The organism is Streptomyces sp. NPDC127097 (assembly GCF_042724075.1).
Classification (GTDB): domain Bacteria; phylum Actinomycetota; class Actinomycetes; order Streptomycetales; family Streptomycetaceae; genus Streptomyces.
In genome coordinates this window covers 1-16,012 of sequence record NZ_JBHXFI010000101.1, presented here as the reverse complement: position 1 = coordinate 16,012, position 16,012 = coordinate 1, and the positions used below count along the sequence as shown (strand labels likewise).

Genomic DNA, 16,012 nt, shown 5'->3' with positions numbered 1-16,012 from the left:
CCCCCAACGGGAGGGGACGGGCCGGAGGGGTAGGGGTGTGGGACGTAAAGCGAAGCAGTCCCACACCCCTGCCCCGGAGGTCCGTCACCGCACCCAACAACCACCCGGCCCGCCGCAGGCGCAACGGCGAGACGACCCGCGGCGGGACAGACAAAAACGTGGGAAGGAAGGCCAAGCGCAGCGGAGGGTCAAAACCGCTTCAAAGGGAGAGGGGCGCCCATGACCGCGTACGGCGTGGGGGCGCTGGGGAAGAGGACTCGGCGGGCCAGGTCGTGGTAGCCGAGGGAGCGGTAGAGGCGGCGGGCGGGGCTCTCGGTGTCGATGGCGGAGAGGATGGAGCGGGGTTCGGCGGCCTCGTCGGTGATGCGGGTGATCAGTGAGCGGCCGAGGCCGCGGTGCTGATAGCCGGGGTGGACGTGCAGCTCGGTGATGGTGAAGGAGTCGTCGAGCCAGTGGTCGAGGCACTCGTTGCGGAGGTAGGGCTCGACGACGGTGGACCACCAGTGGGTGCGGTCGTTGGGCATTCCGTAGACGAAGCCGACCAGCCGGCCCTCGGGGGTGGTGGCGCCGAGCGCGCGGGCGCCGGGGCAGCCGAGGTGGCGCAGCACGATGTGCCGGCGGACGGCGACCTCCTCGTCGCTCAGGCCGAAGGCGAGCGCCTGGACGGCCAGCGCGTCATCCACGCGGGCAGCGAGATCAAGGGGGCCGACCGCGACGTCATCCATGCTCGGAGCGTACAAGGCGGTGGGTCAGAACAGTACGCTCATGAACGCTCCGACTTCCTCAAAGCCCACCCGGCGATAGGAGGCGCGGGCCGCGGTGTTGAAGTCGTTGACGTAGAGGCTGACGACGGGGGCGACGTCGCTGAGGGCGTAGTTGAGCACGGCGGCCATCCCGGTCTCGGAGAGGCCCTTGCCGCGGTAGGCGGGGTCGACCCAGACGCCCTGGACCTGGCAGGCCCGCGGGGTGGCGGCGCCGATCTCGGCCTTGAAGATGACCTTGCCGTTCTCGACCCGGGCGAAGGAGCGGCCGGCGCCGACGAGTTCGGCGACTCTGGCCTGGTAGAGCAGTCCGCCGTCGCCGGCCATCGGGGAGATGCCGACCTCTTCGGTGAACATGGCCACGCACGCGGGCATGATCAGGTCCATCTCGTTCTTGCGGATCCGCCGGACGTACGGGTCGGGGGCGATCTCGGCGGACGGTGCGGTGGTGACCATCAGGGGCTGGTGGGCCCGGATCTCGCGGGCCGGTCCCCAGTAGGGCTCCAGCAGCGACCACAGTTCGGCGGTGACTTCCGCGGGGCCGACGATGGACGAGCAGCGGCGGCCCTGGCGGCGGGCGCGCTCGGCGAAGCCGTGGATGGCTTCGGAGGTGGCGCAGACGGGGACGAGGTTGGCGCCGGCGTAGCAGAGCGACTCCAGGCGGCCGTCCACATACCAGCCCCACATCTCGCCGCCCAGCCGCCAGGGGTCGAGGCCGGCGATCTGTACGCGGGCGGCGACGAAGGCATTGGCGACCGGATCGCGGTCGAGGACCGCGAGGGCGTCGTCGAGCTCCCCGGGCTCGAGGACCTTGATGGCGGTGGTCGTCAGCACGTGTCGGAAAGCCTCACCGTTACGGGCCTGGGAGGCCAGGCGGGAGCAGGTCTTGGCACTTTACCTCCCCCCGCGCGGGAGCACCCTGCCGCTGCGGGGGCGGATCGTCCCGGCAGCGCGGAGCCCCGCGGCCCGGGGCGGGCGGCGGGGCTCGGCGGCGGTGCCGCGGGGCGGTGGTCAGCCGGCGACGGCGACGGTCGGCTCGCCCGAGGCGATGCCGTCCTTCTCCATCTGCTCGGCGATCTTCATGGCCTCTTCGATGAGGGTCTCGACGATCTTCGACTCGGGGACGGTCTTGATGACCTCGCCCTTGACGAAGATCTGGCCCTTGCCGTTGCCGGAGGCGACACCGAGGTCGGCCTCGCGGGCCTCGCCGGGGCCGTTGACGACGCAGCCCATGACGGCGACGCGCAGCGGCACCTCCATGCCGTCCAGGCCCGCGGTGACCTCGTCGGCGAGCTTGTAGACGTCGACCTGGGCGCGGCCGCAGGACGGGCAGGAGACGATCTCCAGCCGGCGCTGGCGGAGGTTGAGCGACTCCAGGATGGAGATGCCGACCTTGACCTCTTCGGCGGGCGGCGCGGAGAGGGAGACGCGGATGGTGTCGCCGATGCCCTCGGAGAGCAGGGCGCCGAAGGCGACGGCGGACTTGATGGTGCCCTGGAAGGCGGGGCCGGCCTCGGTGACGCCGAGGTGGAGGGGGTAGTCGCACTGGGCGGCGAGCTGCCGGTAGGCGTTGACCATCACGACCGGGTCGTTGTGCTTGACCGAGATCTTGATGTCGCGGAAGCCGTGCTCCTCGAAGAGGGACGCCTCCCACAGCGCGGACTCGACGAGCGCCTCGGGGGTGGCCTTGCCGTACTTCTGGAGCAGGCGGCGGTCCAGGGAGCCGGCGTTGACGCCGATCCGGATCGGGGTGCCGGCGTCGCCGGCCGCCTTGGCGATCTCCTTGACCTTGTCGTCGAACTGCTTGATGTTGCCGGGATTGACCCGGACCGCGGCGCAGCCGGCGTCGATCGCGGCGAAGACGTACTTCGGCTGGAAATGGATGTCCGCGATGACCGGAATCTGCGACTTCCGGGCGATCACGGGCAGCGCATCGGCGTCGTCCTGCGTCGGGCAGGCGACCCGGACGATCTGGCAGCCGGAGGCCGTCAGCTCGGCGATCTGCTGCAATGTCGCGCCGATGTCGGACGTCCGCGTGGTCGTCATCGACTGCACCGAGACCGGTGCGTCTCCGCCCACGGCGACCGGGCCGACCTGGATCTTGCGGCTGACCCGGCGGTCGGCAAGCTTGGTCGGTACGTCCGGCATTCCCAGTGAAATAGCAGTCATCTGGCGAGCAACCCCAAGGTGTGGATCAAGGCCCCGCAGCGGCGGGCTCCGGTCTTCGAGATTACGGCACAGGAGTCGCGGCAAGCACATCGCGCCCGTGTGGTGCCACGAATGGGACGGCCGGGCACCTCCAAACGCCACAGAGGTGCCCGGCACACGCCACTGAGGTGCCCGGCAAACGCCACGGACGTGCCCGGCCGCCGCCAAACCCGTTTTCAGGTCAGCTTCACCGGATTCACCACGTCGGCGACCAGGACCAGCAGCGTGAAGCAGATGAAGATCCCGGCGACGACGTAGGCGACCGGCATCAGCTTGGCGACGTCGAAGGGGCCGGGGTCGGGACGCCGGACGATCTTGGCGAAGGCCCGCCGGATCGACTCCCACACGGCCCCGGCGATGTGCCCGCCGTCCAGCGGCAGCAGCGGCAGCATGTTGAACAGGAACAGCGAGAGGTTGAAGCCGGCGACCAGGAAGAGCATGGTCGCCACCCGCTGCTCCGGCGGAATGTGCAGGGAGAAGACCTCGCCGCCGACCCGGGCCGCACCGACCACGCCCATCGGGGAGTCCTGCTTGCGCTCGCCGCCGTTGAAGGCCGCGTCCCACAGGTCCGGGACCTTGGCGGGCAGGTTTATCAGCGAGGAGACGCCCTGCTCGACCATGTTGCCCATCCGGTCGACGGACTGGCCGAAGGACTGCTGGACGACGCCGCTGGCCGGGGTGAAGCCGAGGAAGCCGGCGGTGACGAATTCGCCGGGGACATAGCCGCCGCGGCCGTCGGTCTTGGCGACCTTGTTCTCGATCAGGTCGGCGTGCAGGGTCTTGCGCGCGCCGTGCCGCTCGACGACGAGGGTCGCGGGCCCGGTGGTGTCGCGGATCTGCTGCTGGAGGGCGCCCCAGTCCGGCACGGGGTGGCCGTTGAACGAGACGATCTTGTCGCCGGCCCGCAGCCCCGCTGCCTTGGCCGGGGAGTCCTTGGCGCCGGACGGGCACTTGTCCGTCTTGGCCGCCGCCGAGATGACGCACTCCGAGACCGAGCCGACCTGGGTGGTCTGGGTGTTGATGCCGAAGCCCATCAGCACGCTCATGAAGATCACGACCGCCAGGATCAGGTTCATGAACGGCCCGGCGAACATCACGATGACGCGCTTCCAGGGCTTACGGGTGTAGAAGAGCCGCTTCTCGTCCCCGGGCTGGAGCTCCTCGAAGGCCGCCGAGCGGGCGTCCTCGATCATGCCGCGGAACGGCGAGGTGGAGCGGGCCTGGAGCTTTCCGTCGTCGCCGGGCGGGAACATGCCGATCATGCGGATGTAGCCGCCGAGCGGGACGGCCTTGATGCCGTACTCGGTATCGCCCTTCTTACGGGAGAAGAGCGTCGGCCCGAAGCCCACCATGTACTGCGGCACGCGGATACCGAACATCTTGGCCGTGGAGAGATGGCCGAGCTCGTGCCAGGCAATGGAGAACAGCAGGCCGACGACGAAGACGACTATGCCGAGGATGGTCATCCAGGTCGTCATGCGCGAGCCTCCGAAGGTGTCCGTGCCGCACGGGCGGCCAGTTCGCGGGCGCGGGCGCGCGCCCAGGTTTCCGCCTCCAGGACGTCCGCGACCGTCAGGGAGGTTCCCCGTGCGGGCGTGCCGTGCTCGGCGACCACTGCGGCGACCGTATCCACAATCCCTGTGAATGGCAGCCCGCCCTGGAGGAAGGCGTCCACGCATTCCTCGTTCGCCGCGTTGAAGACGGCGGGGGCGGTGCCGCCCAGATCACCGACCCGGCAGGCCAGCGAAACGGCGGGGAAGGCCACCTCGTCCAGCGGGAAGAACTCCCAGGTCTGCGCCTTCGTCCAGTCCACGCCCGGGGCCGCGTCCGGGACCCGCTCGGGCCAGCCGATGCCCAGGGCGATCGGCATCCGCATGTCGGGCGGGCTGGCCTGGGCGAGCGTGGAGCCGTCGGTGAACTCCACCATCGAGTGGATGTAGGACTGCGGATGGACGACGACCTCGATGCGGTCGAAGGGGACGTCGAAGAGCAGATGCGCCTCGATGACCTCCAGGCCCTTGTTGACGAGGGTCGCGGAGTTGATGGTGACGACCGGCCCCATCGCCCAGGTGGGGTGGGCCAGCGCCTGCTCGGGCGTGACCCCGGCCAGCTCGTGCCTGGTGCGGCCGCGGAACGGGCCGCCGGAGGCGGTGACCACCAGCTTGCGGACCTCGGCCCGCGCACCGCCGGCCAGCGCCTGGAAGAGCGCGGAGTGCTCGGAGTCGACGGGGATGATCTGGCCGGGCGCGGCGAGCGCCTTGACCAGGGGGCCGCCGACGATCAGCGACTCCTTGTTGGCCAGCGCGAGCACCCGGCCCGCCTTGAGGGCGGCCAGCGTGGGGGCGAGCCCGATGGAGCCGGTGATGCCGTTGAGGACGGTGTGGCAGGGGGAGGCGGCCAGGTCGGTGGCCGCGTCGGGGCCGGCCAGGATCTCGGGCAGCGGCTCGCCCGCGCCGTAGCGGTCGGCCAGCGCGGTACGCAGCGCGGGCACCGCGTCCTCGCGCGCCACGGCGACGGCGGTCACCCGCAGCTGGTGCGCCTGGTCAGCGAGCAGCTCGACCCGGCCGCCGGCCGCGGAGAGCGCGGTCACCCGGAAGCGGTCGGGGTTGCGCAGCACGATGTCGATCGCCTGGGTGCCGATCGAGCCGGTCGAACCGAGGATCACGATGTCGCGCGGGCCGCCGGGGTGCGGGGCGGCCGGCTCGAAACGCAGATGCGGGTGGGCGAGGGAGTCCGTCATGTGGTCCATTGTGGCCGGTCGCCGAGGAGGCCAGGACACCCAGGCCCGGTCGGATGGATCATGCGGCTCAGCCGCGCGCCGCGGGACGTGCCCCGGGGCCGGTCCGGTGGATCGCTGCCGGACCGGCCCCGGGCGTACGGCCGAGGGACGTCAGCGGATGGGCCGCCGGACGTTGTCGGTCATGCTCGGGCCCGGAGTGGCGTCGGCGATCCAGGGGCCGTCGCTGCTGGGGTCGATGATGCCCTCCTCCAGCCAGGCGTAGCTGCCGTCGAGGACTCCGGAGACGACCTTGCGGTCGAGTGCGTCGGTGTTGGTCCACAGCCGGCCGAACAGCTCCTCGACGCGGATCCGCGCCTGCCGGCAGAACACATCGGCCAGCTGCTGTGCCTCCCGGCCGTGGTCCCCGGTCTCGAGCAGATACTCGGCCCGTACGCAGGCGGCGCTCATCGCGAAGAGTTCGGCGCCGATGTCGACGATCCGGCCGAGGAAGCCCTGCTTGGTCTCCATCCGGCCCTGCCAGCGGGACATCGCGTAGAAGGTGGAGCGGGCGAGCTTGCGGGAGGTCCGCTCGACATACCGCAGATGGCCCGAGAGGATGCCGAACTCCTGGTACGTACGCGGGAGTTGGCCCGGTCCGGCGACGAGCTTGGGCAGCCAGCGGGCGTAGAACCCGCCCGCCTTGGCCGCCGCCCGGCCCTTGTCGGCGAGGGTCTTGTCGGGGTCGATGAGGTCACCGGCGACCGACAGATGGGCGTCCACCGCCTCGCGGGCGATCAGCAGATGCATGATCTCCGTGGAGCCCTCGAAGATCCGGTTGATGCGCATATCGCGCAGCATCTGCTCGGCGGGGACCCCGCGTTCGCCGCGGGCGGCGAGCGAGTCGGCGGTCTCGAAGCCGCGGCCGCCGCGGATCTGGACCAGTTCGTCGGCCATCAGCCAGCCCATCTCGGAGCCGTAGAGCTTGGCGAGGGCGGCCTCGATGCGGATGTCGTTGCGGTTCTCGTCGGCCATCTGGGAGGACAGGTCGACGACCGCTTCGAGGGCGAAGGTGGTGGCGGCGATGAAGGAGATCTTGGCGCCGACGGCCTCGTGCCGGGCGACCGGCCGTCCCCACTGCTCGCGGGCGCCGGACCACTCGCGGGCGATCTTCAGGCACCACTTGCCGGAGCCGACGCACATCGCGGGCAGCGACAGCCGTCCGGTGTTGAGGGTGGTCAGGGCGATCTTCAGACCGGCGCCCTCGGGGCCGATGCGGTTCGCGGCCGGGACCCGTACCTGGTGGAAGCGGGTGACGCCGTTCTCCAGGCCGCGCAGGCCCATGAACGCGTTGCGGTTCTCGACGGTGATGCCGGGCGAGTCCGCCTCGACGACGAAGGCCGTGATGCCGCCCTTGTGGCCCTCGGACACGGGCACCCGCGCCATCACCACCAGCAGGTCGGCGACCACGCCGTTGGTGGTCCACAGCTTCACGCCGTCGAGCACATAGTCCGTACCGTCCGGGACCGCCATGGTCGCCAGCCGGGCGGGGTCCGAGCCGACATCGGGCTCGGTCAGCAGGAAGGCCGAGATGTCCGTACGGGCACAGCGGGGCAGGAAGGTCTCCTTCTGCTCCTTGGTGCCGAACAGCTTCAGCGGCTGGGGGACGCCGATCGACTGGTGTGCCGACAGCAGCGCGCCGATGGCGGGGCTGGCGGTGCCGACCAGGGAGAGGGCGCGGTTGTAGTAGACCTGGGTGAGGCCGAGGCCGCCGTACTTGGGGTCGATCTTCATCCCGAACGCGCCGAGCGCCTTGAGCCCGTCCACGGTCTCGTCCGGGATCTGCCCCTCGCGCTCGATCCGCGCCCCGTCGACCTCCGTCTCGCAGAATTCGCGCAGCGTGGCCAGGAACTTCTCGCCGCGGCGCACGTCGTCGACCGCGGGGGTGGGGTGCGGATGGATGAGGTCGAGCCGGAAGCGCCCCAGGAACAGTTCCTTGGCGAAGCTGGGCTTGCGCCAGTCCTGCTCGCGGGCCGCCTCGGCGACCTGGCGTGCTTCGCGCTCGGAAACGTTGCGGATGGATGGAGCGGTCATCAGGAGCTCACCTCGCCGCTGGGTCGGGAGTTCAGCGCCGGCGGCCGGTCGGCCGCTGGACAGCGCTACTTGTGAGAGTTACCCGATCCGCACGGCTTGCACCACTGGAGGTACCGGGCGCGGGTGGGTGTTCGGGCCACCGCACGCCAAGCGGGACCTGTGCCCCGGCCCCGGACCGGGCCGGCCGCCCGCCCTCCGCCCTTCGGGGGGTGCGGCATACCGCGGAGGGTGTACACGCGGCGCGGTCTCCCCCCTGCGGTACCGGCGCGGCTCCCCCTCAGACAGGAGGAAGCGGCGGGGACGCGTCCCGTACGGTCAAGATCCGGCATGGCGGGAGACGATGCCGGAAACGGGGGACGCGGCGCGCTCCGGAAACAGGGTGCCGGAGCGCGCCGCGTCATGAGGCCGGCGCCGGGGGGCGCGCCGGCCGGGGCCCGGACGGCGATACGGCCCAAGGGATGGCCGTCGCTGTCCACCGGTCCGGGCCGGGCCGGGTGTTACAGGGCGAGTCCGGTCAGGACCAGCACCCGCTCGTAGGTGTAGTCGTCCATCGCGAAGCGCACGCCCTCGCGGCCGACACCGGACTGCTTGACGCCGCCGTACGGCATCTGGTCGGCGCGGTAGGACGGCACATCGCCGATGATCACGCCGCCGACCTCCAGCGCGCGGTGGGCGCGGAAGGCGGTCTGCACGTCATGGGTGAACACGCCCGCCTGAAGGCCGAACTTGGAGTCGTTGACGGCCGCGAACGCCGCCGCCTCCCCGTCGACCTTCTTGAGCGTGAGCACCGGGCCGAAGACCTCCTCGCAGGCGAGGGTGGCGTCGGCCGGCACGTCCGCCAGCACGGTCGGCGCGTAGGAGGCGCCGTCGCGCTTGCCGCCCGCGAGCAGCTTCGCGCCGCGCTCCACGGCCTCGTCCACCCAGGACTCGACGCGCTTGGCCGCGTTCTCGTCGACCAGCGGGCCGACCTCGGTCGCGTCGTCCGACGGGTCGCCGGTGACCTGCGCCTCGACGGCCGCCACGATCTTCGGCACCAGCCGGTCGTACACGGACGCGTCCGCGATGACCCGCTGCACCGAGATGCAGGACTGGCCGCCCTGGTAGTTGGAGAAGGTGGCGATGCGCTGCGCCGCCCAGTCCAGGTCCGCCTCGGAGGAGAAGTCCGGCAGGACGACGGCCGCGCCGTTGCCGCCGAGCTCCAGGGTGCAGTGCTTGCGCGGCACCGAGTCGAGGATCGCGTAGCCGACCTTCTCGGAGCCGGTGAAGGAGACCACCGGCAGCCGCTCGTCCTGGACCAGCGCCGGCATCCGGTCGTTGGGCACCGGGAGGATCGACCAGGAACCGGCCGGCAGGTCGGTCTCGGCCAGCAGCTCGCCGAGGATCAGGCCGGAGAGCGGGGTGGCCGGGGCGGGCTTGAGGAGGATCGGGGCGCCGGCCGCGATGGCCGGGGCGACCTTGTGGGCGCAGAGGTTCAGCGGGAAGTTGAACGGGGCGATGCCCAGGACCGTGCCGCGCGGGAAGCGGCGGGTCAGCGCCAGCCGGCCGGCGCCGCCGGCGTCGGTGTCCAGCCGCTGCGCCTCGCCGCCGTTGAAGCGGCGGGCCTCCTCGGCGGCGAAGCGGAACACGGACACGGCGCGGCCGACCTCGCCGCGCGCCCACTTCATGGGCTTGCCGTTCTCCGCGGAGATCAGCCGGGCGATCTCCTCCGTACGCTCCACCAGCCGGCGGTGCACATGGTCCAGCGCGGCGGCCCGTACATGCGCGGGAGTCGCGGCGAGCTCCTCCTGGACGGCGACGGAGGCGGCGATGGCCTCCTCGACCTGGGCCTCGGTGGGGACGCTCACCGTGCCGACGAGACGTCCGTCCCAGGGGGAGGTGACATCGAAGGTGGCCTCGCCGGTGGCCTCGCGGCCGGCGAGCCAAAAGGCGGTGGGGGCTGCATCAGTGGGGATCGGCACAGTGGAACCCGGCCCTTCAGAAGTGGTGGGTGGTGCGCATGGCTCAGGGAGCGTCTCTGCGGTTTTGACTCTGGACCCACGGTAGGGGTGCGGCGCCGTCGTGGCGTTTGTCCGAAGCGGCGTAATCACGACGCCGGTCTCTCCGCGGTGGAGGGGGCGTACGGGGCCGACCCGGGGCGCGTCGTGGGGCGGGCCTCCCCAAGGCGGCGCGGGCCTCCCCCAAGGCGACGCCGGCCCGCCGTCACTCCCCCTGCGGCGCCGAGGTCGCCTTGAGGGCCAGCCACAGCTCCATCCGCACATCCGCGTCGTCCAGCGAGCGCCCCAGGATCTCCTCCACCCGCCGCATCCGATAGCGCAGCGTGTGACGGTGCACCCCCAGGTCGGCGGCGGCCGCGTCCCACTGGCCGTGCCGGGCCAGCCAGGCGCGCAGCGAGGCCACGAGATCGCCGCGGCCGGTCGCGTCGTGCTCGCGCAGCGCCCGCAGCAGCCCGTCCGCGAAGGCGCGGACCGCCTCGTCGGCGAGCAGCGGCAGTACGGACCCGGCCGCCACGTCCTCGTGCTCGACCAGCGCACGGCCGCGCCGGCGCGCCACCGAGAGCGCCTGTTCGGCCTGGCGGTAGGCGTTCCCGGCGGCGATCGGCCCGGTCGGCGCCGACAGCCCGACGGCCACCCACGCGCCGTTGCCCGCCTCCGCCCGCGCCGCCCGGCCGCGCGCCCGCGGCTGCGCACCGGCCCGGGACTCGGCCTCGGCGGCGTACGCGGCACAGGCGTCCGCGGCCGCCCCGCCGTCCGCGACCAGCACGATCAGCCGGCCGCCGTCCGGGACGGCGAGCACCGCCTCACCGGTCCGCGCGGCCGCGGAGTCCATCGCGTCGGCCAGCGCATCGAGCACCCCGGCGGCCCCGGCTCTTGCGCCGCCGCCCGGCACCGGCTCCTCACCGGCCACCGGTTCGGCGACCACCACCCGGAACGGCGCGTCCAGCAGCCCGCCGTAGAGCCGCCCGGCCACCGCCCGCGCATGGTCCGGCTCCCCCGCGAGCAGCATCTTCAGCACCGCGGCACCCAGCCGCTGCTCGGCGTCCTGAAGCGCCCGGGACCGCTCGGTGGTCAGGGTGAGCAGCGCGACCGCGGAGTGCACGGCGTAGCGCTCGGCGGTGCCGAGCGGCGCGGCCGTCCCCACCGCGAGCACCCCGCGGGCCCGGCGCCCGGTGCCCAGCGACTGGAGCTCGACCCGGTCGTCGCCGTCGGTGTCGCTGACGACCGAGCTGGCGGGGGCGGGCCGCTCCCGCAGCCGCCCGACGTCGTCGGTCAGCCGGGCCGCGCGGCGGGCGGCCCAGTCGGGGGCGGCGGCCACCACCGCACCCGACGCGTCGTAGAGCGCGGCCCAGCCGTCCAGATGCGCCGCCAGCCGGGCCAGCAGCTCGGCCGGCCCCTCCGCGCTGAGCGCCGCCCGGGTCAGCTCCCGCTGCGCCTCGAACCCGGCCGTCACCGCGCGGTACTGGTCGGCGGCGACCGCCGCCGACACCGCCTTGCTGATCGCGATGAACGGTGTCCGGCGCGGCACCCCGAGCAGCGGCAGCCCCTGCTCCCCGGCCGCGTCGACCAGCGCCTGCGGCACCCCCTCGTAATTCACCCCGACCGCGAAGCCCAGCCCGACGACCCCGGCCTCCGCGACCCGCCGCACATACCTCCGGGTCGCCTCCGCGTCCTCCGCGTCCAGTTTGAGCGCGGTGATCAGCAGCAGCTCGCCGCCCTCCATGTACGGCACCGGATCGATCAGCTCACTGGCGTGCGCCCAGCGCACCGGCACGTCCAGCCGCTCCTCGCCCGCGAGCACGGTCAGCTTGAGCGCGGTGTGATTGACCAGGGAAGCCAGGGTGTGCGGCATGGAACCTTCATGACGTCGACGACTGCGAGGACCGGCCGGCAACCGGCCACGAACCGGCCGATGCCCGCCCGACACCCGATTGATTACGCCGCCTCGTATGAACGGCCACTGCCGATTCTGCCTCAACGGAGGAAACGGGGGGACCACCATTCCAGCCCCCCCACACCTCCGTGCCCGGCAGCCAGCCCGGGCGGCCGGGACGGACGGCCCCCGGCGCCCCTGCCCCTCAGGACCGCAGATCCACCAGCACCGGCGGAGCATGCTCCCCGTCCACCGACGTCACGGACAGCACCGCATGCCCCGGCGGCACCGAATTCGCCAGATCCGAAGCGGACCAGCGCTCCCGCTCGACGGTGCGGACGGTGACGGCTTTGGCGGTCACGTTCTTGCCCGTGACCAGCCGCCGGATGGAGTGCATGACCTTGGTGAACGGCTCGTCGGAGACGATCTGCCGGTCGGTGACATCCCGTGTCTCGACCCACGCCTTGCCCCAGACCTCGGCGAACCGCGCCCCGTCCCAGGTGGTCACGCCCGCGAACGCCATCCGGCAGCCGACCGCACCGAGCAGGGTTCCGCGCAGCGCGTCGGGCACGTCGTCCAACGACCGCAGCGTCAGCACCGCTCCCGCGTTCGACGACCGCAGCCGCTGGAGACCGCGCAGCGCCTCCTGGGTGATCACATGCGAGGCGTCGTCAAGCACCAGACAGGCGAAGACCGACCGGTCCGACCGGGCCACCGCGCACTCGGTGAACTGCGCCAGGACCAGCCGCGCCAGAATCCGCGCGGCCTCCGTGTGTCCGCGCTCGGGCAGATCGATCCGCACCCGCAGCGGATGGTCCAGGGCGCGCAGTGACACCTGTCGTGCGCGTCCGGTCGGGTCGAAGAAGCCCGCGAACGCCGGCCGGTCCAGCAGCGCGATCCGGTCCGCGAGCAGCACCCCGGCGTCTCCCGGCCGTTCCGCCTGCCGCTCCCGGGCGTCCAGTTCCCGCAGCGCGCCGTGCTCACCGGCCGACTCGAGCGTGGCCCGCAGACCCGCCACCGCCTCGCGTGCCCCGTCCAGCAACTCCCGTAGCTCCGCCACCCCGGGGAACCGCCCGTGCGCCACCTGGAACGGCCCCAGCAACTGCCCCAGCACGGTGGCCGCCCGCCGCACGTCTCCCCCGGGCAGCGTCGCCGCCACATCCCCTACCAGCGCCTCGGCCAGCATTCCGGCCGCCTCATCGGGGTCGGTCGTCCCGCCGTACAGGTCCAGGTCGCACTCCGCGTCGCGGTGCCCGATCCTGACCACCGCGTCGAAGGCGTCCTCGGGCGCGGGCGCCGAGGCCGCCGTCCCGAGGGACACGACGGCGGCACGCCCGGCCAGCGCCTGGAGGCACAAGCTCTCAACCAGCGGGCGCACCAGGCGCGTTGTCTTGCCGGAACCGGGCGGCCCGACCGCCAGCAGCGAGGTGCCGAGCACATCGGGTTCGAGCGCACAGCCCGTACCGCGCCGCTCATAGGGGTTGCGTGCGTCCTCGGACGCCGTGCCGATGCGCACCTGGGAGGTGAGGAGGTCGTGCGGTGCGGTTCGCGTCGCCAGATCGCGTGCCCCGGAGGGGTGCAGACACGCGGCGGCGCCGTGGTCCCGCACGCTGTCGACGAACGCCTGGAGCCGGCTCGGTTGTGCGCGTACGGACTGCCAGGCACGGCTGATCCGCGCGTGATCGACATCGTTCATGAGCCCGGACCGGGCCTCGTGCGCCAGGCGGTCGGCGGCCCCGGGAGCGCCCGCGGCACGCAGGGCGGCCCACTCGGCCTGGTCCACCTGAAGCACCCGGGCGGTGGGGTCGGCCGTCTTCCCGGTCTCGGACGTCCCCCGACGGCTCGGCGAGCCGTACCGGCGGCGCAGCTCGGTCAGGCAGGCGAACCGGCTGAAGACGGCCAGCAGCAGCCCGAGGTCGATCAGCGAGAAGCTGGTGGCGTAGTAGAAGTACGACGCGGCCTGGCCCGATACCGGCGTCAGATGCTCCAACTGAAGCATCAGCAGGGACGAGTCGGTCGTCTTGTCGATGCACCACTGCCAGAGAAACCACACGAGCAGCAGGGTCACGGCCGCCCGCGCGAAGAGCTGTCCGCCGGGGAGCGCAGCGGGTTCCTTGGGCGCCAGCCACGCCGGCAGCCTGTCCCAGACCCGGTTCGCCGCCGGGGCGAGCAGCCGGCGGAACAGCGTGGGCCATCGCCCCACCCGGCTGAAGACGATGACGATCGCCCCGAGAACGAGAGCCATATAGATGAAGGACGAGATGATGTTGGCGTTGCCCGTCTTCCACGCGTCGGGGAGCATCACCTCGCGCGGCCACTTCCAGTAGGGGCCGAGGTAGTCGTTCATCAGCAACGACCAGATCAGCCACGCGCACAGGAACGAAATCACCGCCCCGGCGATCAGCTGCGGCATCGCGATCTCGTGCGGCTCCTCCTTGGGCCGGGGCTTGTGCTCGAAGGCCCATACCCCTGGCCCCGCCAGGACTCGCGGGGCGCTCAGCCAGGCCATGAACGGGGACTGCGGTGCCTCGCCGGACCGGGTGCCGGACCCCGCGGTCCGGCCGGCCGCTGCGGCCGGGGCGGCGAAGTGCGGCGCCGCAGTGGGCCGCGGCGGCACGTCCGGGGGCGCCGCCGGCCGCGGCACCTGGTCGGAGCGGGTGTTGCGTGCGTCGTGCGTGCCCTCGGTGTCCATCCGGTGCCCCTTGTCCCCCTTGAGCCGTGGCCTGGCGCGGCCGGGGCGGCCGGCCGCGTTGTCATTGTCATGCCCGCGCTGGTGGCCGCCGTTGCCGGGTGGGCCGGCGTTCAATCTACTGGCCGTGGGGCGTCGCTATGTCCGGTGCGGACAACGCAACACGCGCACTTCTCCCGAACGGAACATGCCAGACCCGGCCCGCCGCCCCTAGCCTGCGAGAACAACACCTGTGTACGTCCCGTTCCACCCCCAGGAGACTGCCATGACCGAACTGTCCGGAGGCCCCGCCCTCGCCCAGGAGCGTCGCGTCGTCACCGCGATCCCCGGCCCGAAGTCGCAGGAGCTGTGGGCCCGTAAGCAGGCCACGGTGGCCGGTGGTGTCGGCGCCGTGCTGCCCGTCTTCGTCAAGCGCGCGGGCGGTGGCGTCCTGGAGGACGTGGACGGCAACTCCCTGATCGACTTCGGCTCCGGCATCGCGGTGACCTCGGTCGGCAACAGCGCGGAGGCGGTCGTCCGCCGGGCCACCGCGCAGCTCGCGGCCTTCACCCACACCTGCGCCATGGTGGCGCCGTACGAGCCGTACATCGAGGTCTGTGAGCAGCTGGCCGAGCTGACGCCGGGTGACCACGCGAAGAAGTCGGCGCTGTTCAACTCCGGTGCGGAGGCGGTGGAGAACGCGGTCAAGATCGCGCGTGCGTACACCAAGCGGCAGGCCGTGGTCGTGTTCGACCACGGGTACCACGGCCGGACGAACCTCACGATGGCGCTGACCGCCAAGAACATGCCGTACAAGCACGGCTTCGGCCCGTTCGCGCCCGAGGTCTACCGCGTCCCGCTGGCCTACCCCTACCGCTGGCTGACCGGCCCGGAGAACTGCGCGCAGGAGGCCGCCGACCAGGCCATCTCGCAGATCACCAAGCAGGTCGGCGCGGAGAACGTCGCGGCGATCATCATCGAGCCGGTGCTCGGCGAGGGCGGCTTCATCGAGCCGGCCAAGGGCTTCCTCCCGGCGATCGCGAACTTCGCCAAGGAGAACGGGATCGTCTTCGTCGCGGACGAGATCCAGTCCGGCTTCTGCCGCACCGGCCAGTGGTTCGCGTGTGAGGACGAGGGCATCGTCCCGGACCTCATCACGACGGCCAAGGGCATCGCCGGTGGTCTGCCGCTGGCGGCCGTCACCGGGCGCGCGGAGATCATGGACGCGGCGCACGCGGGCGGTCTGGGCGGCACCTACGGCGGCAACCCGGTGGCCTGCGCCGCGGCGCTGGGCTCCATCGAGACCATGCGCGAGCAGGACCTGAACGCCAAGGCCCGCCGGATCGGCGAGATCATGACGGCCCGTCTGCACGCGATCGCGGAGAAGTACGACATCATCGGCGAGGTCCGCGGCCGCGGCGCGATGATCGCGATCGAGCTGGTCAAGTCCGGTTCCAAGGAGCCGAACCCGGAGGCCACCGGCGCCCTCGCCAAGGCATGCCACCAGGAGGGCCTGCTGGTGCTGACGACCGGCACGTACGGCAATGTGCTGCGCTTCCTGCCGCCGCTGGTCATCGGCGAGGACCTGCTCAACGAGGGTCTGGACATCCTGGAAGGTGCCTTCGCCGCGCTCTGAGCGGCCGGCGGGGCGCACCCCGTGGGAGGAACCCCGGCGCGGCCCGGGGCACGGCTCAGGTC

10 protein-coding genes are annotated in these 16,012 nt (G+C 72.2%); 1 reads left to right on the top strand and 9 read right to left on the bottom strand.

What is annotated here, in order from left to right:
* Positions 1-188: 188 nt before the first annotated feature.
* From ACFWJW_RS36955 to ACFWJW_RS36915, 9 genes are all read right to left on the bottom strand, one after another.
* A complete protein-coding gene (locus tag ACFWJW_RS36955) occupies positions 189-725 on the bottom strand; it encodes a GNAT family N-acetyltransferase (protein WP_387249593.1) in 537 nt (178 codons plus the stop codon).
* Between the two features lie 24 nt (positions 726-749).
* On the bottom strand, positions 750-1,595 hold the full coding sequence (locus tag ACFWJW_RS36950) for a GNAT family N-acetyltransferase (protein ID WP_387249591.1): 846 nt from the start codon (positions 1,593-1,595) through the stop codon (positions 750-752).
* Positions 1,596-1,772: 177 nt separating this feature from the next.
* Positions 1,773-2,930, bottom strand: coding sequence for a flavodoxin-dependent (E)-4-hydroxy-3-methylbut-2-enyl-diphosphate synthase (gene ispG / locus ACFWJW_RS36945; RefSeq protein WP_042149495.1), 1,158 nt, complete (start codon positions 2,928-2,930; stop codon positions 1,773-1,775).
* Between the two features lie 215 nt (positions 2,931-3,145).
* A complete protein-coding gene (locus ACFWJW_RS36940) occupies positions 3,146-4,447 on the bottom strand; it encodes a M50 family metallopeptidase (RefSeq protein ID WP_387249588.1) in 1,302 nt (433 codons plus the stop codon).
* Entirely contained in the window at positions 4,444-5,709 is a 1,266-nt protein-coding gene (gene dxr / locus ACFWJW_RS36935) for a 1-deoxy-D-xylulose-5-phosphate reductoisomerase (RefSeq protein WP_387249586.1), read from the bottom strand. Before dxr ends, ACFWJW_RS36940 begins: the two co-directional genes overlap by 4 nt.
* 150 nt (positions 5,710-5,859) lie before the next feature.
* The gene (locus ACFWJW_RS36930; protein ID WP_387249584.1) at positions 5,860-7,779 is read right to left on the bottom strand and encodes an acyl-CoA dehydrogenase family protein; all 1,920 of its coding nucleotides are present in this window, start codon (positions 7,777-7,779) and stop codon (positions 5,860-5,862) included.
* A 497-nt stretch (positions 7,780-8,276) separates the two neighbouring features.
* A complete protein-coding gene (locus tag ACFWJW_RS36925) occupies positions 8,277-9,737 on the bottom strand; it encodes an aldehyde dehydrogenase family protein (RefSeq protein ID WP_387249582.1) in 1,461 nt (486 codons plus the stop codon).
* Between the two features lie 241 nt (positions 9,738-9,978).
* On the bottom strand, positions 9,979-11,625 hold the full coding sequence (locus tag ACFWJW_RS36920) for a PucR family transcriptional regulator (protein ID WP_387249580.1): 1,647 nt from the start codon (positions 11,623-11,625) through the stop codon (positions 9,979-9,981).
* Positions 11,626-11,851: 226 nt separating this feature from the next.
* On the bottom strand, positions 11,852-14,338 hold the full coding sequence (locus ACFWJW_RS36915) for an ATP/GTP-binding protein (RefSeq protein ID WP_387249577.1): 2,487 nt from the start codon (positions 14,336-14,338) through the stop codon (positions 11,852-11,854).
* 262 nt (positions 14,339-14,600) lie between these two features.
* On the opposite strand from ACFWJW_RS36915, the gene gabT reads away from it, so the two are divergent.
* Positions 14,601-15,950, top strand: a complete 1,350-nt coding sequence (gabT, locus tag ACFWJW_RS36910; protein ID WP_387249575.1) for a 4-aminobutyrate--2-oxoglutarate transaminase — start codon at positions 14,601-14,603, stop codon at positions 15,948-15,950.
* Positions 15,951-16,012: the final 62 nt, after the last annotated feature.

Excerpts from the sequence above, each read along its gene's own strand:
- gabT (WP_387249575.1), top strand. The coding sequence starts at position 14,601 with ATGACCGAACTGTCCGGAGGCCCCGCCCTCGCCCAGGAGCGTCGCGTC.
- dxr (WP_387249586.1), bottom strand. The coding sequence starts at position 5,709 with ATGACGGACTCCCTCGCCCACCCGCATCTGCGTTTCGAGCCGGCCGCC.
- ACFWJW_RS36915 (WP_387249577.1), bottom strand. The coding sequence starts at position 14,338 with ATGGACACCGAGGGCACGCACGACGCACGCAACACCCGCTCCGACCAG.
- ACFWJW_RS36930 (WP_387249584.1), bottom strand. The coding sequence starts at position 7,779 with ATGACCGCTCCATCCATCCGCAACGTTTCCGAGCGCGAAGCACGCCAG.
- ispG (WP_042149495.1), bottom strand. The coding sequence starts at position 2,930 with ATGACTGCTATTTCACTGGGAATGCCGGACGTACCGACCAAGCTTGCC.
- ACFWJW_RS36955 (WP_387249593.1), bottom strand. The coding sequence starts at position 725 with ATGGATGACGTCGCGGTCGGCCCCCTTGATCTCGCTGCCCGCGTGGAT.
- ACFWJW_RS36940 (WP_387249588.1), bottom strand. The coding sequence starts at position 4,447 with ATGACGACCTGGATGACCATCCTCGGCATAGTCGTCTTCGTCGTCGGC.
- ACFWJW_RS36920 (WP_387249580.1), bottom strand. The coding sequence starts at position 11,625 with ATGCCGCACACCCTGGCTTCCCTGGTCAATCACACCGCGCTCAAGCTG.